The sequence below is a fragment of the Sphingomonas rubra genome, assembly GCF_900115745.1.
Classification (GTDB): domain Bacteria; phylum Pseudomonadota; class Alphaproteobacteria; order Sphingomonadales; family Sphingomonadaceae; genus Sphingomonas; species Sphingomonas rubra.
In genome coordinates, this window is record NZ_FOXP01000005.1 from 214,257 (window position 1) to 232,570 (window position 18,314).

Genomic DNA, 18,314 nt, shown 5'->3' on the forward strand with positions numbered 1-18,314 from the left:
GCGGCGGTGCCTCAGTCCGCCGCGATCGGCCCGCTCGGCGGTTTCGGCCGCCGCGTCAGCCAGACGAGCACGATCAGCCCCAGGCACAGCCAGGCCGAGACGCGGAACAGGTCGGTCGAGGCGAGCAGATAGGCCTGCCCCACCATCTGCCGCGTGACCGTCGCGGCCGCCTGCGTCTCGTTCAGACCGAGCCCGGCGAGCCCGTCGCGCGCCATCTGCCACGGCACGCCCCTGCCCACCGCCTCCGACAGGCGGCTCTGGTGCAGCGCCTCGCGCCGGTCCCACGACGTGGTGATGATCGAGGCGGCGAAGCTGCCCGCGGTGATCCGCGCGAAGTTGGAGATGCCGGTCGCCGAGGGGATGCGGTTGGGGGCGATGCCGTCCAGCGAGATCGTCACCATCGACAGGAAGAAGGTCGCCATCGCGATCCCCTGCACCAGCAGCGGCAGCATGAAATCGGTGAAACTGGCATAGGTGGTGTAGCCCGACCGCATCCAGTAGCTCGCTCCGAACGCCAGGAACGACACCGTCGCCAAGATACGCGCGTCGACCTTGCCCGACAGGCGCGCGACGAACGGCGTCAGCACCACCGCGACGAGGCCGCTCGGCGCCGCCACCAGCCCCGCCCAGGTCGCGGTATAGCCGAGCTGCGTCTGCAGCCACAGCGGCAGCACCAGCGTGTTGGCGAAGAACACCGCGTAGCCGGCGCAGAAGGCAACCGTGCCGAAGATGAAGTTGCGGCCCTTGAACAGCGACAGGTCGACGGTCGGATTGGCGTCGGTCAACTCCCAGATCACCCAGGCGACGAAGCCGATCGCGGCGAGCACGAACATCACGACGATGCGGGTGGAATTGAACCAGTCGTCGTTCTTGCCGAGGTCCAGCGCGACCTGGAGCGAGCCGACCCAGAAGACGAGCAGGATCAGCCCGGCCGTGTCGATCTTCAGCTTGCGCGTCGGCGTCTCGCGGTCCCGAAGGTTGGTCCAGCACAGGAACGCGCAGGCGACACCGAACGGCAGGTTGATGAGGAAGATCCAGCTCCAATGGTAATTGTCGGAGATGAAGCCGCCCAGGATCGGCCCCATGATCGGCGCGACCAGCGTCGTCATCGACCAGATCCCGAGGGCGGTGGAGCGTTTCTGCGGCGGGAAGATCGAGATCAGCAGCGCCTGGCTGCCCGGGATCATCGGCCCGGACACCGCACCTTGCAGCACGCGAAAGAAGATCAGCGAGGACAGGTTCCAGGCGATCCCGCACAGGAACGAGGCGAGCGTGAACAGCAGCACCGAGGTGACGAAGGTGCGCACCACCCCGAACCGCCCCATCAGCCAGCCGGTCAGCGGCACCGCGACGCCGTTGGCCACGGCGAAGGCGGTGATGATCCAGGTCGAGGTGTCGCTCGACACGCCGAGATTGCCCGCGATCGTCGGCAGGGAAACGTTGGCGATGGTCGAATCGAGCACCTGCATGAAGGTGCCGAAGGCGAGCGCGACCGCGGTGACGGCGAGTGCGCCGCCCGCCAGCGGCGGCGGACCGCCCTCGGCCGCGGCGGGGCCGGCCATCAGCGGTTCGCCGCGACGATCTGGCGGATGCGCACTTCCACCTGCGGGTCGTTGGCGGCGGTCGCCAGCGGCGGCGCGAAACGGCGTCCCGGCTGGCCGATCCGCGTGCCCGACCGGTCGGCCGTGTCGACCACCGCCGTCACCGACAGGCCGATGCGCAAGGGATTGGCGCGCAGTTCGCGCGGGTCGAGCATGATCCTGACCGGCACGCGCTGCGTGATCTTGATCCAGTTGCCGCTGGCGTTCTGCGGCGGCAGCAGCGCGAAGGCGTTGCCCGATCCAGCGCCCAGGCCGACGACGCGGCCGTGATAGACGACCTCGCCGCCGTACATGTCGGCGGTGATCGTCGCCGGCTGGCCGATGCGCAGGTCCTTCAGCTGCGTCTCGCGGAAATTGGCGTCGACCCACAGCCGGTCGAGCGGCACCACCGCCATCAGCGGCGTGCCGGCGGCGACCTGCTGGCCGATCTGCACGGTGCGCTGCGCGACCACGCCCCCGACCGGCGCGGTGATGTGCATGTGGCCGGCGGTGATCGCCGCGCGGCGATAGGTGGCGATGGCGGCGAGCACCTGCGGATTGGTGTCGACCGTCGTCCCCTGCACCGTGTTGCGCGACTGGGCCTGGCGGCTGCGCGCGAGTGCCAGGTTGGCGGCGGCGACGCGGACCTGGTCCTGCGCGTGGCTCAGTTCCTCGCCCGACACGGCCCCCTCCGCCGCGGCGCCGCGCCGGCGCTGGAGGTCGCCGCGCGCCTCGGCCAGCTGCGCCTCGGCCTGCGTCACCGCGGCGCCCGTCTCGTCCACCGCGGAGAAGCTGCTGCGGGTGGCGCGCACCGCACGCGCCAGGTCGGCCGCCGCGGTGGCGAGGCCGACATCGGCGGTCGCCGCATCCAGCTCGATCAGCGGCTGGCCGGCGCGCACCGTCTGCGTGTTGTCGGCCTGGATGGCGATCACCGTGCCGGGATCGCGCGCGGTGATCGCCACCACGTTGCCCGCGACATAGGCGTCGTCCGTCTCCTCCTCCGGCGTGGCGAGGAGGAAGTGGAACACCGCCCACACCGCCAGACCGACCAGCACGACCAGCCCGAGGATCAGCAGCCCGCGACGCCGCGCGCGCGGGTTGCCGGCCGGGGGCGGCGCCACGGAAGCGTCGGAGGCGGGCGTGTCGGTCATCGTGCAAGGTCCTGTGAAGCGTCGAAGCCGCCGCCGAGCGCCACCGCCAGCCGCACGCGCGCCTGCGCGGCGGCGACGGCGAGCGCGGCATCGGTCTGCTCGGCGTCGAGCGTGCGAATGTCGTTGTCGACCAGGTCGAGCCGGCTATCGAGCCCGCTCGACGCGCGGATCGCGTTAAGGCGGCCGGTCTCGGCATAGCCGCGCACCACCTCGCGCTGGCGGGCGCGGTCGGCGGCGAGCGCCTGCACCTGCGCGATGCCATCCGCCGCCTCACGCACCGCGCCGACGACGCGGTCGTTATAGTCGGCGGTGGCCAGGTCGAGCGCGGCGGCCGCCCCCTCCAGGTCGGCACGGCGCCGACCGCCGTCGAACAGCGGCAGGCTGATCGCGGGGCCGACGCCGACCGTGCCGGCGTCGAGCGAGAACAGATTGCCGATGCCGACCGCCTGCAATCCGGCGAGCGCGGCGAGGTTGACGTTGGGATAATAGGCGTGGCGCGCGACCTCTCGCCCCTCCCCCGCGGCGACGATGCGGGCCTGCGCGGCGGCGATGTCGGCGCGCCGGGCGAGCAGGTCGGCGGGTACCGCGGCGGGCAGCGGCAGGCCATTGTCGAGCCGCACCGCGGTCGGCCGGATGGTGGCCGGATAATCGACGCCGCGCCCAGCCAGCGCGGCGAGCGCGTTCTTCGCCAGCACCGCGTCGCTCCGCGCACGGACGAGCGACTGCCGCGCCTGGGCGAGCAGCGTCGCCGCCGCCTGCCGATCGAGCTGGCTGGCGAGGCGGTTGCGGATACGCACGTCGACCAGCCGCAGCGAACCGACACGCGCCTCGATCGTGCGCTGTACGATGCCGGCTTGCGCCTCCGCCCGGACCAGATCGAGATAGGTCGACACCACCGATCCCGCGAGCGCGAGGCGCGCCGCCGTCAGGTCCAGCGCCGCCGCCGCGGCCGATGCGCGCGCGCCGCGGATCGCCGCGCGCTGGCGGCCGAACAGGTCGAGGTTCCAGCTGAGATTGGCCAGCCCGGTGCCGACGAAGCGGGTCGACCCGGCGAAGGGCGGCGGGATGGTGTAACGGCCGCTGAGCCGGGAAAGCTGGCCCTGCGCGTCGAAGGTCGCTTCCGGCTCGGTCGCGGCGCGCCTGGTCGACAGCACCGCCTGCGCCTGCGCGACGCGGGCGAGCGCGGCGTCGAGCGTCGGGTTGCCGTCCACCGCGTCGGCCACTAGCCGGTCGAGCTGCGGATCGCCGAAACCGCGCCACCATGCCGGCGCCACGGCGGGCGCGGGGGTGGTGGCGACGAGGCCGAGCGCCGCCGGCTGCACCGGCGTCACCGCCTGCCGGGTCGCGGGCGCGGCGCAACCGGCGACCAGCGCGGCGAGCGAGGCGGACACGATCAGGCGCACGGAACCTCCGCCGCGGCGAGCGTGCCGCGCAGTTTCTGCAACAGGTCGATCAACCGCTCCACCTCGCCCTCCGGCCAGTCGGCCAGCCACTCGTTCCAGCAGGCGACCACCCGCGCCTTGCAGCGCAGCGCCACCGCGACCCCCTCTTCGGTCAGCACCAGACGGATGCAGCGGCGGTCCTCGGTGGTGCGCTCGCGGGTGATCCAGCCGCGCTCGGCCAACTGGTCGACCAGCCGCGTCATCGCGCCCTTGTCGTGCCCCAGGTCGCGCGCCAGCTCGGCCGCGGTGCCGCCGCGCCCGAACCAGATCGACACCAGCGCCTGCCACTGCGTTCCCGTCAGCCCCTCGGCCGCGAACACCGACTCAATCCCCGCGATGCCGAGCTGGTGTACGCGACGCACCAGATAGCCGATCGAGCGATCGGGGCGGAAATCCGATTCGTCGTAGAAGCCCATTAAGCTGCTTTGGCAACCATTGCCTGGGCAGTCAATATGCGGCGACGCATTCGGAACGGCGGCGAAGCGGCTCGAAATTGGATCAACCCGTGCTTGCCCGCGGCGGTGCACCGACGATCGATCCGGCGTTTCTCAGCCGGAGCCTTGCCATGACCCAGACCCACCTCGCCGCGCCTGCCGCGGTGCCTCTCCCGATCGACGCCGCCGCCCTCCACGCCGAAACGCGCGCGGCGGTGGCGTTGATCGGCCCACGCCTCTCCGAACCCGTCGGCCGCTGGCGCCGGTTCGTCTATCCCGAGCTGTTCCAGTCGCTCACCCAAGCGATGATCGACGACGACACCGCCCTGCTCCGCCGTCTGGAGCATCTGTCGAACGAGGAGGGCTGCGGTGCCGAGATCATCCGCGGCTTCGCCGACCGGCCGCCGCTCGCCGCCTACGCCAAGGGCTTCCACCGCCACGCCGACGACGAGATCGCGCACCAGCGCCGCTACGCCGGGCTGGCCGTCGAGCTGGCGGCGCGCGTCGGTGCGCCCGCGCCGCGCCTGCACGACACCGATCCGGAAGCCGATCTCGGCATCGATTTCGACGCCGAGCTGCACGAGCTGGTGCTGTCGATCCACCTGGGCGAGCTGCGCAACCTGATGAACATGGACCTGATGATCCCCCCGCTGCTCGCCGCGGAGGACGAGGGTCGCCGCCGGATCGGCGCCGCCATGCTGCCGATCCGCGCCGACGAGATCGAGCACATCCGCTATCTCTCGCGCATCGTGAACGGCTTTCTCGACCAGGGCCTGTTCGACCAGGCCAAGGTGGATGCGCTGGCCGCGGCGTACGACCGTTTCTGGTGGGCCGATATCGCCCGCGTCGCGACGCAGCTGGGCGGCGAACAGGCCGCCTGAGCCTTCCTAGTCGCCTCGAAAATCGAGGTTTCTCGGATCGACCGCCATCGCCTCGACCCTAACATGGCGGGCGGCGGACAGCGGGTCCGTCGATCGAGGAGCACCATCATGACCGATGCCAACGACCAGAACCTGCCACGCACGCGCTGGGTCTGGCCCTTCTGACCGACCGGGCGGCACCGCGCACACGGTGCCGTCCAACCGACGGAGTTTCGCCATGTACGCCGCACCGCCACCCGCGCCCGAGCGCCACGACGATCCGATGGCCGCCTGGCTGGCGGAGGCCGCGCCTGCGGGGCCGGCGGGCGACGCCTATCGCCGTTGCCTGGGCGAGGCGCTGGCCGCCGCGCCCGACTGGCAGGCCGCTTGGGCGCCGCTGATCGCCGCGCAGTTCGCGCGCCCCGCGATCCTCGCCGCCGAATTCTACCGCCATTCCGCGACGGAGGGCATCGGCGCCTCCACCATCGCGCTGGTCGCCGGGCAATGTGCCGATCCCGCGCTCGCCGCCGCCATGGCCGCGCACGCGCGCGACGAGGAGCGCCATTGCCGCATGTTCGACGCCCTGGCGCGCCACCTGGCGCCGGCCGAACCCAACCGCTTCGCCGACCTGCACGCGGACAACGACGCGTTTCTGGCTAGCTTCGGCGGCGACGTCGACTGGTTCCTGTGCGACACGCACATCGCCGAACTGCGCAACCTGGTGCTGCTCGGCCTCTACGTCCGCGCCGCCGAGGCCGCCGACGCCGAACCCTATGTGCGCCGCTCGCTGGAGCGGATCTTCGACGACGAGTGGCGCCACGTCGCCTACACCGCGCCGCTGGTCGCCGCCGTGATCGCCCGCGGCGAGGCCGATCGCACCGAATTCGCCGCCACCGTCACCGCCTATGCCGACGCGGCGATGGCGGACGCCGCCCGCATCCGACACGACCTGGAGGAACCCCGACATGCTTGACCAGACCAGCAACCGCGCCGGCTACGTCGCCGATGGCGTCCGCGTCGTGCCAAAAGTGCTCGCGCCCGCGCAGATCGTGCGTTTGCGCGCCGCGGTGGAGGACATCGTCGCGCAGGCGCCCGTGGTCCGCGACGGCGTCACCCCCTATTTCGCCGCCGACGGGACGCAGGCGGTCGCCTATGACGGCGGCTATTACGTCGAGTACCTGTCGCGCAACGCGCCGCGGCTGGCCGCGCTGCTCGGCGAGTCGGCGCTGCCGTCGCTCGCGTGCGAGCTGCTCGGCTGCGATGAGGTCATGTTCTGGCGCGACGAGATCCATTACAAGAACCCGGCGAGCAGCGGCAACGCGACGCCGTGGCACCACGGCGTCGGTTCCTTCCCGTTCAAGGGAGAGGACGCGCTGACGCTGTGGCTGCCGCTGACCGATGTGGGGCCGGACAGCGGGCCGCTGCTGACCGTTGCCGATACGCACCGCGACACCGGCTTCCGCTACCGCCCGCCGACCCGCTCGCCCGCGGCCGGAGACGACGGCAGCGCGTACCGGACGATCCCGGATTTCGACGCGGAGGCGGCGGCGGGCCGCTGCCGCATCGATCGCTGGACCATGCGCGCGGGCACCGCGCTCGGCTTTCACCCCTACACCGTCCACGGCTCGCTGCCCAACCGTGCCGAGACGCCGCGCATCGCCTATGTCAGCCGCTGGCTGGGCCGGGACGCGCGCTACGCGCCCGACATGTACAGCGTGCTGGAACCCGGCATCGATCCCGCCGCGCTGAAGGACGGGCTTCCCGACAGCCCGCTCTTTCCGCGCTTCGGCCGGGCGGGCCTGGACACGTCGACCTGACGCGTCAGGCCGCGCGGTCGATCATCCGGCGCATCAGCAGCTCGACCTTCTCGCGCGCGGGCGCGCTCAGCTTGATGAAGCTGCGCCGCCCGTCGTCGCGGTCGCGCTCGCGAACCAGCAATCCGTCGCGCTCCAGCATCCGGATCCAGCGCAGCGCCGTGGTGGTGGGCACGCCGGAGGCGATGCACAGGCTGGACACCGCGACGTGCCGCCCGGCGACCTGCGCGAGATACAGGTCGAGCAGCATGTCCCAGGCCGGCTCGGCGAGCAGTTCGGGCCCGAGCACCAGCCGCCGGTCGGTGCGGCGCCGCACCTCCTCGCGCGCCGCGGTGACCAGCTCGTTGTCCGCCGGCGGCTCGACGCTCGCCGCCCGTGCGCCGTTGCCCTGCTGCCCGCCCTCGATCAGCCGCAACGTCCCGGCTTCCGCCAGCAACGGCCGCCACGATCCATAAACCCCTTCGCGCATGATCGTCCCCCACCGACGCCTTCCGAGGTCGTCGCTCCGGAACACAGACGCGCGCGACCGCGACGGCCCTCACGCTTTTTTTCGATCACCTGTTCTCGGGCCTGATCCGCGCGGCGAGCTGCTGCCGGCCGCGGCGCACGCGCATCTCGACCGCCTTGGCGCTGATCCCCAGCACCTCGGCCGCCTCCGCCTGGCTCAATCCCTCCACCGCGCACAGCACCAGCGGCTCGCGCAACGACCGGGGTAGGAGCGCGATCTGTCGCCACGCGTCGGCGAGCGTCGCGCGCGCGTCCAGCACCCGCTCGATCTCCGGCTCGTCGACGCGCACCGCCAGCACCTCGTCGCCCGGCCGGTCGGCGGCGAGCCCCACCAGCCGCCGCACGAAGCGCCGCCGCCGCCAGTCGCGCGCCACGTTGAGGGCGATGCGCGAGAACCAGGCGCGGGGGCTGCGCACCTCCCGCAGCCGCTCGGCATGCCGGAACGCGCGCAGGAAGGTCTCCTGCGTCAGGTCGTGCGCGTCGGCGGCGCCGCCGGTCTGCCCCAGCATCAGGCGGTACACGGCGTCCTCGTGCGCGGCGACCAGCCGCGCGAAGGCGGGCGCGTCGCCGGACGCGGCGGCGATCAGGTCCGCCTCCGTCGTTTCCGCCATCATCGAACCGGGTGTCGCCGTCACTCCGCGGTCAGCGCGCGCCGGACCAGTCGATCGAAGGTCGCCGCCTGCGTCGGCGTCAGCACCGTTCGCGCGTCGAGCAGCGTGGCGATCTGCTCGTCCTGCAACCGGAAGATGTCTTCCTGCACCGCGCGCACGGCCGCGCGCACCCGCCGCCCGCGGCCATGCTCCGCGTCGATCGCGTCGGCGAGGTCGCGATTGCCGCGCGTGATCGCCCGTTCCAGCGCCGCGCGTCGCGCCTCGAACAGGCGCTGGCGCGCGGCGATGCGCGCCACCTGCGCGGGGGTGAGATCGAGCTGCGGCTTGATCCGGTCGAGCAACCGCTGCTCGGCCGGTGCGGGCCGCCAGGCATCGGCGAGCCTCACGCCGGCGAACGCGGCCGCGAAGGCGACCAGCGCGGTGAGCAGCAATCGCCACCGTCGATCACTCCACAACCGCGCGCCCACCCTCAGAGCACCTCGCCGTCCGCGGTGACCAGCAGGAACCCGCCGCCGTGCACCCTGGGACCAGGCTGGGTGGCGACCATCAGCGCGGCCACCGCCACGCCGATCGCCAGCGACCGCATCAGGCCCAGCACCTCGCCGCGCGCCGCGCTGGCGTCCAGCCGATCGACGAAGGCCGGATCGGTGCCGAGGGATCGCGGCGCGGGAACGGCCGCCATCCGCGCCAACAGGGTATCGACATCGTTCACCACAGGCTCCTCACCATTTGTTTATACCGCAGACGCGCGGCGCGGCCATCACCCTCGCGTCGCGATGCCGCGCCGGATCGGCTAGGGAGCGGCGATGACCATCGCCCTCCGCCGCCCGCCCCGCCCGCTCGCCGGTGCCGCCGTCATCGCCGCCGCGACGCTGCTGGTGCTCGCGACGGGCCTGCTCGTCGCGCGGCTGCCGTTCGCGTTCGACCGGGCGGTGCTGAGTGCGGTGCGCGGCGCGGGCCCGGCGTGGCTTCGCCGCGCGGCGATCGACCTGACCGCGCTCGGCGGCGGCACCGTGCTGACCCTGGCGGTGCTGGCCGCCGCGACGCTGCTCCTCGTCCGCCGCCAGCCGCTCGTCGCCGCCGCGCTCGTCCTCGCCTGCTGGTCGGGCGGACGCGTGGTGCAGTTGGTGAAGGACCTCGTCGCGCGCGCTCGCCCCGATCTCGCCGATCGGCTGGTACCGGTCACCTCGGCCAGCTTCCCCAGCGCGCACGCCGCCAATTCGGCGATCGTGTACCTGACGCTGGCGGCGCTCGCCGCGCAGCTCACCACGGACCGCGCCACCCGCCGCACGCTGTTCACGCTCGCGGTGCTGACGACGGGAGCGATCGGCGCCAGTCGCGTCTATCTCGGCGTTCACTGGCCGTCCGACGTGGTCGCCGGCTGGAGTTTCGGAACGTTATGGGCGCTCGGCTGGTGGTGGCTCACCGCGCGGGCGCGCGCGTCACTCCGCAGCCCGCGCCAGTAGCGCGCGCGCCTGTTTCAGATGGGGCGCGTCGACCATCCGCCCGTCCAGCTGCAATGCGCCGGCACCGGGATGGGCGGCGAACAGGTCGACGATCGCGCGGGCGTGCGCGACCTCCTCGGCGCTCGGCGTGAAGGCGGCGTTGATGACGGCAACCTGCGCGGGGTGGATCGCCATCATGCCGGTGAAACCGTCGCGCCGGCCGCGCGCCGCATAGGCGGCAAGGCCATCGAGATCGCGGAAATCGGGATACACCGTCTCGATCGCCGGCACCCCCGCCGCGTGCGCGCCGAACAGCGCCAGGCTGCGCACCATCTCGTAGGGCGCGGTGTAGCGGCCGTCCGCCTCGCGACTGGTCGCCGCGCCGATCGCGGCGGGCAGGTCCTCCGCCCCCCAGGTCAGGCCGAGCAGGTGTTGCGCGACGGGGGCGTAGCCACCGAGCAGGAACACCGCCGCCGGCGTCTCGGTCGCGACCGGCAGGATCGGCAGCGCCGCTCGGGCGACCAGCGCCTCGATCGAGGCTGCGCCCTCCGCCTTGGGCAGCACCAGCGCGTCGGGCGCGTGCGCCGCCACCGCGGCGAGATCGTCGCCGATCAGCTCCGAGTCGAGCGGATTGACGCGCACCAGCAGCGGCAGCGCACGCGGCCCCGCCAGGAACGCCGCCACCGCCTCGCGCGCGGACGCCTTGGCGGCGGGCGCGACCGAGTCCTCCAGGTCGAGGATCAATGCGTCCGCGCCGCAGGCAGCCGCCTTGGCGAACCGCTCCGGCCGGTCGCCGGGCACGAACAGCAGCGAGCGCAGCCTCACGACGCGCGCTCGGCCAGTGCCCGCTCCCAGGCGAGCGCGTCGCGGACGATGCCGTCCAGGTCGTCGCGCTCGGGCCGCCAGGGTAGCGCGGCCAGGATCGCCGCGTTGTCGGCGATCAGCGCGGCGGGATCGCCCGGCCGGCGACCCTCATAACGGCGCTCGACTGTCACGTTGGTCACCCGGTCGACCGCGTCGAGCACCTCGTTCACCGAGAAACCGCGTCCGTAGCCGCAGTTGAGCGTGTGGCTGCGCGTCGGCTCGGCGACCAGCAGCTCCAGCGCGGCGACGTGCGCGGCGGCCAGGTCGGAGACGTGGATATAGTCGCGCACACCGGTGCCGTCGGGCGTGTCGAAGTCGGTGCCGAACACCGACACGCCGTCGCGCTTGCCGGTGGCGGCCTCCACCGCGACCTTGATGAGGTGCGTCGCGCCCGCGGTCGACTGGCCCGAGCGTCCTTGCGGATCGGCACCGGCGACGTTGAAGTAGCGAAGCGCGCAATAGTTGATCGGGTGCGCCGCCGCGACGTCGCGCAGCATCGCCTCCGTCATCAGCTTGGACGTGCCGTAGGGATTGATCGGCACCGTCGGGTCGCCCTCCGCCACCGGCACCTTGGCCGGCGTGCCGTAGGTCGCGGCAGTGGAGGAGAAAATGAAGTGCGGCACGCCCTCCGCCACCGCGCTCTCGATCAGCGAGCGCGAGGCGGCGGTATTGTTGCGATAATATTTGAGCGGATCGCTGACCGATTCGGGCACCACCACCGATCCGGCGAAGTGCATGACCGCGCGCACCCGGTGGCCACGGATGGCGGCGCGTACCCGCCCCTCGTCGGCGACGTCGCACTCGACCAGCTCGGCACGAGAATCGACCGCCCAGTCGAAACCGGTGACGAGGTTGTCGACCACCACCACCTCGTAGCCCGCGTCGAGCAAGGCGAGCACCGCGTGGCTGCCGATATAACCGGCGCCGCCGGTCACCATTACCTTGCCGTCGATTGGGCCGTCGATCATCCGTGCGCTCCTTTGCGGGTCCGGTAGCGGCTTCCTACATGACGGGAAAGGAGATCGACATGACGGAATATGTGACGCTGGCCGGCGGCTGCTTCTGGTGCACGGAAGCGGTGTTCAAGGACGTGATCGGCGTCGAATCGGTCGAGAGCGGTTACATCGGCGGCCACGTGCCCAACCCGACCTACCGCCAGGTGTGCGGCGGCGACACCGGCCATGCCGAGGCGATCCGCGTCGGGTTCGATCCCGCACAGGTGTCGCTCGCCGACATGCTCGACATCTTCTTCGCCACGCACGATCCGACGCAGCTGAACCGGCAGGGCAACGACGTCGGCACGCAGTACCGCTCCGCCGTGTTCCCGGCCTCGCCCGAGCAGGAAGCCGCGATGCGCGCCGCGATCGAGCGCGCGGGTGAGACGGGCGGGAAGATCGTCACCACGGTGGAGCCGATGGACACCTGGTACCCGGCGGAGGGGTATCACCAGGACTATTGGGAGACGTCGGGCCGGTCGAACCCGTACTGCATGGCCGTGATCCCTCCCAAGCTCCAGAAACTGCGCAAGAGCTTCGCGGCGCGGTCGCGGGCGCAGACGGCGGCCTGACCTACCGGTGCGCCGCGCGGGCGAGGCGATCGTTGATCGCCTCGCCGATACCGGCCGTCGGGATCGGTGCGACGGCGATCCCCGCACGATCGCTCGCGTCGGCGCGGTGCAGCGCATCGAACAGCCGCGCGGCCGCCTCGATCGGGTCGCCAGCAGCCGACAGCGTATCGTCGCCCGCGACCGCGCCGAAGCCGATCAGCCACTCGCCCTCGCGCGCGTCGGTCGCGTGGAGGCGGAGGGGCTTGTTCGGCGCGTAGTGGGTGGCGAGTTGGCCGGGGGCGGTCACCCCCCGCTTGTCACCCCGGACTTGATCCGGGGTCCATACCTCCGCGGGAGCAACCGCGGAGGAGTTTGCGGAACCATGGACCCCGGGTCGAGCCCGGGGTGACGGGTCGGATGAGTCGAGCACCTCCGCCACCATCGTCGCCGTGATCGGGCCGGGCCGAAGCACGTCCGGGCCGCGAACAATCGTTGACTCGACACCTGCCGCGCAGGCGCCGTCGTCGATCACCATCACCCCCTCGCCCAGACTCGCCACCACATGCTCCGCCCGCGTCGGGCTCAAGCCATTGGAACGGTTCGCCGAGGGTGCCGCCAGCGGCCGTCCGCTCGCCGCGAGCAGGTCGCGCATCGCCCGACCTGCGGGCACCCGGATCGCGACCGTCACCAGACCGGCAGTGACGAGCGACGCGACCGGGGCACCGTCGCTCAACGGCAGCACCAGCGTCAGCGGGCCCGGCCAGAACGCCGTCGCCAGCGCGCGCGCGTCGTCGTCGAACACCGCCAGCGCCTCCGCCGCCGCCAGGTCAAGGACGTGGACGATCAGCGGGTTGAAGCTCGGCCGCCCCTTGGCGGCGTAGATGCGCGCGACGGCGTCGGCGTTCCCGGCGTCGGCGGCGAGGCCGTAGACCGTCTCGGTCGGCACCGCGACGATGCCGCCGCACCGGATCACGTCGGCGGCGCGGGCGATGGCGTCGGGGCCGTAGGGGAGTGTCGCGGTCATGCGACCCCGCTATAGCCGTGCGCGAACAGGAGAGACACCGTGCCCTTCACGCCCCCCGTCACCGAGCAGCGCTTCGTTCTCGACACCGTCGTGCGCCTGCCCGACCTCGCCGCTGTCGACCGCTTCGCCGCCGCGTCGCCGGACGTGGTCGACGCGGTGCTGGAGGGCGCGGGCCAGTTCGCGGCGGGCGAGTGGGCGCCGCTCGCGCGGGTGGGTGACACGGTAGGCGCCAAGTGGACGCCGGAGGGCGTGGTGATGCCCGCCGGCTACGCGCAGGCCTATCGTGATTACGTGGAGGGCGGCTGGGGCACGATCGGCGCGCCGGAGCAATGGGGCGGCCAGGGCCTGCCCTTCGCGCTCCAGACCGCCGTGCTGGAGACGCTGGGCGGCGCCAATATGGGTTTCGCGCTGTGCCCAACCCTCACCGTCGGCGCGATCGAGGCGCTTCAGCATCACGGCAGCGCCGAGCAGCAGGCCGCCTACCTCCCCAAATTGTCCACCGGCGAGTGGACGGGGACGATGAACCTCACCGAGCCGCAGGCGGGCAGCGACGTCGGCGCGCTGCGCGCCACCGCGACGCCGCGCGACGACGGCACGTGGAGCATCAAGGGCACCAAGATCTACATCTCGTTCGGCGACCACGACATGGCGCCCAACATCGTCCACCTCGTCCTCGCCCGCACGCCCGGCGCGCCGGCGGGCACGCGCGGCATCTCGCTGTTCCTCGTCCCCAAGTACCGGCTCGACGCGGACGGGCAGCCGGGCGCCTTCAACGACGTGCGCGTGGTGTCGATCGAGCACAAGATGGGCCTCCACGCCTCGCCGACCTGCGTGCTGTCGTTCGGCGACGAGGACGACTGCGTCGGCGAACTGATCGGCCCGGAGTTCGGCGGCATCCGCGCCATGTTCACGATGATGAACAACGCCCGCCTCAACGTCGGGCTGCAGGGCGTGCAGGTGGCGGAGGGCGCGACGCAGGCGGCCGTCGCCTACGCGCTGGAACGCGTCCAGTCGGCGCGCGCGGGTGCGGCCAGCCGCGACTCGGTCCGCATCGTCGAGCATCCCGACGTGCGCCGCATGTTGCTGCGGATGAAGGCGCAGACGCAGGCCGCCCGCGCGCTGGTCTACTACGCCGCCGGCCAGGTCGACCGCGCCGGGTTGGGCGACGCGGACGCGCGCGACCGGCTGGAAATCACCACGCCGCTCGCCAAGGCGCACGGCACCGACCTCGGCAACGAGGTCGCGAGCCTCGGCATCCAGGTGCACGGCGGCATGGGCTATGTCGAGGAAACGGGCGCGGCGCAGTTCTTCCGCGACGCGCGGATCACGCCGATCTACGAGGGCACCAACGGCATCCAGGCCGCCGACTTGGTCGGCCGCAAGCTGGGCCTGTCGGGCGGCGCGGCATTCGCGAGCCTGCTGGCCGACATCCGCGCGGAGGCGGAACATCCCACCCTGCGCGCGTTGGTCGACGCCTGCGAGGCGGTCGGCGCGCATCTGGCGGCGGCGGGGCACGACGATCGGCTGGCGGGCAGCTACCCGTTCCTGATGATGCTGTCGGTCGCGACCTGCGGCTGGCTGATGGAGCGGCAGGGCCGCCTCGCGACCGGCGACGAGGCGTTCGCCGCGATGAAGCGCGCGGCGGTCGCCTTCTACCTCGACCAGATCGTGCCGGAGGCGCTGGGCCTGCGCGCCGCGGCGACGGCGAGCGCGGAGGTCCTCTACGCAGTGCCGGCGGAGGCGTTCGCGGCGTGAGCTTCGACCTCGACGCCTATCTTGCCCGCATCGACATGCCCGCGCGGCCGACGGTCGACGCCGCCGGCCTGGCCCGGTTGCAGCGGCAGCACCGGCTGGCGATCCCCTTCGAGAATCTCGACGTGCTGCTCGGACGCGGGATCGCGATCGACGGCGCGGCGGTGTTCGCCAAGCTGGTCGGCGCGCGGCGCGGCGGTTATTGTTTCGAGCACAACCGGCTGTTCGGCGACGCGCTGGCAGCGCTCAGGTTCGAGGCGCGGCCGCTGCTCGCGCGCGTCTGGCTGGGCGCCGACGGCGTGCCGCCGCTCACCCACGTGCTCAGCCTGGTCGAGGCGGAGGGCCGCGCCTGGATCGCCGATCCGGGCTTCGGCGGCAGCTACGCGCCGGTCATGCCGCTGAAGGACGGCGCGGAGGCGGAGGCGCCCGACGGCGCCGCCTTTCGCCTGTCGCATGCCGGGCCGCACGGCTGGACGCTGTCGCGCCGCGGCCCCGTTGCCACCACCGACGGCCGGATCGCGGGGGAGGAGGACGGCTGGCAGCCGCAGTACAGCTTCACCTTGGCGCCGGTGTACGACGCCGACCTGCAGATGGGCAATTGGTGGTCGCAGAGCCATCCGGCCAGCCGCTTCACCCGCGTGGCGATCGCCAGCGTCGTGCTGCCGCACGGCTTCGCGAGCCTGACCGACCATCGCTACCGCCGCTCGGCCGCCGGGCAGGAGGCGGAGGGCGAGATCACCGATCCGCGGGTCTATCGCATGCGGCTGGGACTGTTGTTCGGGATCGAGCTGTCGGCGGAAGAAGCCGGGGCGCTGTTCGCGCGGTAGAGGCGCCCAATCATCGCCGATGCCGTCACCCCGGACTTGATCCGGGGTCCATGGTTCCGCGAGTGAACGGACGGCGGCTCCTGCGGTGAGATGGACCCCAGATCAAGTCCGGGGTGACGAAGGAGAGCGAGGTAAGGAGCCTCGCGGAAGGCTCGCCAAGCGACCAGTATCCTACGCCTTCTCGCGCTCCAGCAACTCGTCCCAGTCCAGTCCGAGCAGGTCGACCGCCTCGACGATCCGCGGCCAGTGCTGCGTCATGAACGTCTCGCGCTCGGCGGCGCGCAACCGCTCGCCGGCGCCGGGGAGCACGAACATGCCGACGCCGCGGCGCACCTCGATGGTGCCGTCGTCCTGGAAACCCTGATAAGCCTTGGCGACGGTCAGCGGATTGGCGCCGTGCTCGGCCGCGAAGGCGCGGACGGAGGGGAGCTGATCTCCCGCCCGGTACTCACCGCGCAGGATGCCCATCGCGATCGCGCCGCGCAGGCGGAGGTAGACCGGACTGTCTTCGCCGTTGAACGCTGCCATGCTGCCTTAATACACTAAGCTTCCACCGTGTCGAGGCGCCAGCGCGAAACGACGCGTTCGAGATCGGGACGTGGTCGCTCCTCGGGCGCGCGCGACGGGGTGCCGACGAACACGAAGCCGACGATCCGCTCGGGCGGGGTGCCGAAGCCGGCGAGCACCGCGTCCGACTGCGCCGCCCATCCGGTCAGCCAACCGCCGACGAACCCGTGCGCCGCGGCCGCGTGCAGCAGGTTCATGCACGCCGCGCCGGCCGACAGCTCCTGCTCGAAGCGCGGAATGCCGCTGTCGAGCCGGGGGGAGGAGAGCACCACCACCAGGGTCGGCGCTTGGCGCGCGAACTGCTCGACATTGGCCAGCTCGGCCTCGGTCACGCCCGGCTTCTCGGCGCGGTAGGCCTGAGTCAGCAGCGCCGCCAGCCGGTCGCGATCCTCGACCACGACGAAGCGCCACGGCGCCAGCTTGCCATGATCGGGCGTGCGCGCGGCGATCGCCAGCATCGCGTCGAGCGTCGCGGCGTCGGGCCCGGGCGCGACCATGTCGCGCGGCTTGCCCGAGCGGCGGGTGGCGAGCAGCGTCGCCGGGGTGGAACGGTCGTTGAGCATGACCGGCATCTAGGAACCGGGTGCGCGGCGGGAAAGGCCGCGTTTCGATCATTCGTCGGCCGGCTCGCCCCGGGTCACCACCGTGGTCAGCGCCAGGTCGGAGGTGACGTTGCCCAGCGTGCGGAAGATGTCGGGGATCGTCTCCACCGCCAACAACAGGCCGAGCGGGGTCAGCGGCACGCCCATCGCGCTCGCGATCGGGGCGACCGAGGCGAAGAAAGTGATCTGGCTGGGCAGGCTGACCGAGCCCAGCGAGGTGATGACGCCCACCGCGATCCCCGCCGCGATCGCCGCGGGCGGCGTCGCCACGCCGAACCACGCCCCGATATAGATGGCGATGGCGAGGTTCATCGCCGGCTGGGTCGCTCGGAACATCGCCACGATCAGCGGCAGCACGACGCCCGCCGCCGAGCCGGACACGCCCATCTCGCCCGCCGCCTTCAGCATCGCCGGCAGGCTGGCGAGCGACGAGGCGGTGGAAACGGCGAAGGTCTGCGCCGGCAGCGCCGCCCGCGCGAAGCGGCCGATCGGCACGCGGCCGGCGACCGCCGTCAAGACATAGGCGATCGCCACCACGACGAGGCCGGTGACGCAGACCAGCGCGATGTAATGGACCAGTGCCCCGAACGCCGCCGCGCCGGCGCGCGCGCCGACCGCCAGCGCCAGCGCGAACACGCCGAGCGGGGCCAGCCACAGCACCCAGCCGACCACCACCAGCATGGTGTCGCGGATGCCGGCGAAGAACCGAACCAGCAGATCGCGCGCGCCCGCCTCGATCCGCGTCAACGCGAAGGCGAAGACCAGCGTGAACACGATCAGCGACAGGAGCGCCCCGCTCGCCGCCGCGCCGACGACGTTGGTCGGCACGATCGCGGCGAGCAGCTCGGCGAGCGGCGGGGGCGTCGGCACCGGTACATCGCCGGTGATCGCCGCGCGCAGCTGCCGCGCCGCCTCCACCGGGATGGGCAGGAGGTCGAGCAGCGCGATCATCGCCACCGCCGCGGCCGTCGCCGCCACCGTGAGGAAGACCAGCGCCAGCCCGATCGTGCGCGCGGCCAGCCTGCCCGCGCTCGCCGCCTCGGCGGTGGAGGCGACGCCGGTGACGAGCAGCGACAGCACCAGCGGGACCACGGTCATCTGCAAGCCGTTGAGCCACGCGGTCCCGACCGGCTGGGCGACGAGTACCGCCACGTCCGCCGCGCCCGCGTCGAAACGCCCGAGCAGGACGCCGCCGACCAGGCCGACGACGAGCGAGAGGAGAAGACGGATCGGTTGCGACATGCTCGCCCTTCGTTGACGGCCGCGCTATGGCGGTCCCTTCCCCTCT

The 18,314-nt window shown here is 72.3% G+C and carries 21 protein-coding genes; 7 read left to right on the forward strand and 14 right to left on the reverse strand.

The genetic code is table 11. The annotated features are described in order from the left end of the window. Positions 1 to 11: 11 nt before the first annotated feature. The 4 genes from BM145_RS08160 to BM145_RS08175 are packed head-to-tail and all read right to left on the reverse strand — an operon-like array spanning position 12 to position 4,589. Positions 12 to 1,562, reverse strand: a complete 1,551-nt coding sequence (locus BM145_RS08160; protein ID WP_093333138.1) for a DHA2 family efflux MFS transporter permease subunit — start codon at positions 1,560 to 1,562, stop codon at positions 12 to 14. After that, positions 1,562 to 2,731 (reverse strand): HlyD/EmrA/EmrK family protein, encoded by a 1,170-nt coding sequence (locus BM145_RS08165; RefSeq protein ID WP_093333139.1) that lies wholly within the window; start codon positions 2,729 to 2,731, stop codon positions 1,562 to 1,564. Before BM145_RS08165 ends, BM145_RS08160 begins: the two co-directional genes overlap by 1 nt. Continuing rightward, positions 2,728 to 4,134: an efflux transporter outer membrane subunit gene (locus BM145_RS08170; protein WP_093333140.1), complete on the reverse strand. Its 1,407-nt coding sequence runs from the start codon at positions 4,132 to 4,134 to the stop codon at positions 2,728 to 2,730. The genes BM145_RS08165 and BM145_RS08170 overlap by 4 nt, the downstream gene beginning before the upstream one ends. Then, entirely contained in the window at positions 4,125 to 4,589 is a 465-nt protein-coding gene (locus BM145_RS08175) for a MarR family winged helix-turn-helix transcriptional regulator (RefSeq protein ID WP_093333142.1), read from the reverse strand. Before BM145_RS08175 ends, BM145_RS08170 begins: the two co-directional genes overlap by 10 nt. A 149-nt stretch (positions 4,590 to 4,738) precedes the next feature. Between BM145_RS08175 and BM145_RS16015 the strand changes: the two genes are divergently transcribed. From BM145_RS16015 to BM145_RS08190, 3 genes are all read left to right on the forward strand, one after another. Continuing rightward, entirely contained in the window at positions 4,739 to 5,488 is a 750-nt protein-coding gene (locus tag BM145_RS16015) for a hypothetical protein (RefSeq protein WP_093333143.1), read from the forward strand. A 217-nt stretch (positions 5,489 to 5,705) separates the two neighbouring features. Then, positions 5,706 to 6,440, forward strand: coding sequence for a hypothetical protein (locus BM145_RS08185; protein WP_093333145.1), 735 nt, complete (start codon positions 5,706 to 5,708; stop codon positions 6,438 to 6,440). After that, the gene (locus BM145_RS08190; RefSeq protein WP_177200126.1) at positions 6,433 to 7,284 is read left to right on the forward strand and encodes a phytanoyl-CoA dioxygenase family protein; all 852 of its coding nucleotides are present in this window, start codon (positions 6,433 to 6,435) and stop codon (positions 7,282 to 7,284) included. The genes BM145_RS08185 and BM145_RS08190 overlap by 8 nt, the downstream gene beginning before the upstream one ends. A 4-nt stretch (positions 7,285 to 7,288) precedes the next feature. Here BM145_RS08190 and BM145_RS16615 read toward each other — a convergent pair whose 3' ends face one another. The 4 genes from BM145_RS16615 to BM145_RS08210 all read right to left on the reverse strand — a co-directional run bounded on the left by BM145_RS16615 (position 7,289) and on the right by BM145_RS08210 (position 9,111). Continuing rightward, the gene (locus BM145_RS16615) at positions 7,289 to 7,750 is read right to left on the reverse strand and encodes a winged helix DNA-binding protein (protein ID WP_143090140.1); all 462 of its coding nucleotides are present in this window, start codon (positions 7,748 to 7,750) and stop codon (positions 7,289 to 7,291) included. Positions 7,751 to 7,835: 85 nt separating this feature from the next. Then, complete coding sequence (locus BM145_RS08200; protein ID WP_143090141.1) at positions 7,836 to 8,402, reverse strand: RNA polymerase sigma factor; 567 nt, start codon at positions 8,400 to 8,402, stop codon at positions 7,836 to 7,838. Between the two features lie 17 nt (positions 8,403 to 8,419). After that, a complete protein-coding gene (locus BM145_RS08205) occupies positions 8,420 to 8,866 on the reverse strand; it encodes a Spy/CpxP family protein refolding chaperone (protein WP_143090142.1) in 447 nt (148 codons plus the stop codon). A gap of 2 nt (positions 8,867 to 8,868) precedes the next feature. Continuing rightward, entirely contained in the window at positions 8,869 to 9,111 is a 243-nt protein-coding gene (locus BM145_RS08210) for a hypothetical protein (protein ID WP_143090143.1), read from the reverse strand. Positions 9,112 to 9,205: 94 nt separating this feature from the next. Here BM145_RS08210 and BM145_RS08215 point away from each other — a divergent pair, with 94 nt between their 5' ends. After that, entirely contained in the window at positions 9,206 to 9,865 is a 660-nt protein-coding gene (locus BM145_RS08215) for a phosphatase PAP2 family protein (RefSeq protein ID WP_093333156.1), read from the forward strand. Here the strand turns inward: BM145_RS08215 and BM145_RS08220 are convergent. Together BM145_RS08220 and galE are read right to left on the reverse strand one after the other, a co-directional pair. Then, on the reverse strand, positions 9,842 to 10,669 hold the full coding sequence (locus BM145_RS08220; protein WP_093333157.1) for an HpcH/HpaI aldolase/citrate lyase family protein: 828 nt from the start codon (positions 10,667 to 10,669) through the stop codon (positions 9,842 to 9,844). The genes BM145_RS08215 and BM145_RS08220 overlap by 24 nt on opposite strands. Beyond that, a complete protein-coding gene (gene galE, locus BM145_RS08225; RefSeq protein WP_093333158.1) occupies positions 10,666 to 11,676 on the reverse strand; it encodes a UDP-glucose 4-epimerase GalE in 1,011 nt (336 codons plus the stop codon). Before galE ends, BM145_RS08220 begins: the two co-directional genes overlap by 4 nt. A gap of 59 nt (positions 11,677 to 11,735) precedes the next feature. On the opposite strand from galE, the gene msrA reads away from it, so the two are divergent. Continuing rightward, positions 11,736 to 12,275, forward strand: coding sequence for a peptide-methionine (S)-S-oxide reductase MsrA (msrA, locus tag BM145_RS08230; RefSeq protein WP_093333208.1), 540 nt, complete (start codon positions 11,736 to 11,738; stop codon positions 12,273 to 12,275). Between the two features lies 1 nt (position 12,276). Here the strand turns inward: msrA and BM145_RS08235 are convergent, their stop codons facing one another. Beyond that, entirely contained in the window at positions 12,277 to 13,278 is a 1,002-nt protein-coding gene (locus BM145_RS08235; protein WP_093333159.1) for an L-threonylcarbamoyladenylate synthase, read from the reverse strand. A 39-nt stretch (positions 13,279 to 13,317) separates the two neighbouring features. Here BM145_RS08235 and BM145_RS08240 point away from each other — a divergent pair, with 39 nt between their 5' ends. Both BM145_RS08240 and BM145_RS08245 read left to right on the forward strand, forming a co-directional pair. After that, the gene (locus BM145_RS08240) at positions 13,318 to 15,033 is read left to right on the forward strand and encodes an acyl-CoA dehydrogenase family protein (protein ID WP_093333160.1); all 1,716 of its coding nucleotides are present in this window, start codon (positions 13,318 to 13,320) and stop codon (positions 15,031 to 15,033) included. A gap of 35 nt (positions 15,034 to 15,068) precedes the next feature. Further along, positions 15,069 to 15,857: an arylamine N-acetyltransferase family protein gene (locus BM145_RS08245; protein ID WP_093333209.1), complete on the forward strand. Its 789-nt coding sequence runs from the start codon at positions 15,069 to 15,071 to the stop codon at positions 15,855 to 15,857. Between the two features lie 171 nt (positions 15,858 to 16,028). On the opposite strand, the gene BM145_RS08250 is transcribed toward BM145_RS08245, so the two are convergent. The 3 genes from BM145_RS08250 to BM145_RS08260 are packed head-to-tail and all read right to left on the reverse strand — an operon-like array spanning position 16,029 to position 18,268. Further along, entirely contained in the window at positions 16,029 to 16,385 is a 357-nt protein-coding gene (locus BM145_RS08250; protein ID WP_093333161.1) for a GntR family transcriptional regulator, read from the reverse strand. Between the two features lie 14 nt (positions 16,386 to 16,399). After that, positions 16,400 to 16,987, reverse strand: a complete 588-nt coding sequence (locus BM145_RS08255) for a nitroreductase family protein (protein WP_093333210.1) — start codon at positions 16,985 to 16,987, stop codon at positions 16,400 to 16,402. Between the two features lie 48 nt (positions 16,988 to 17,035). Next, entirely contained in the window at positions 17,036 to 18,268 is a 1,233-nt protein-coding gene (locus BM145_RS08260; RefSeq protein ID WP_093333162.1) for a dicarboxylate/amino acid:cation symporter, read from the reverse strand. Positions 18,269 to 18,314: the final 46 nt, after the last annotated feature.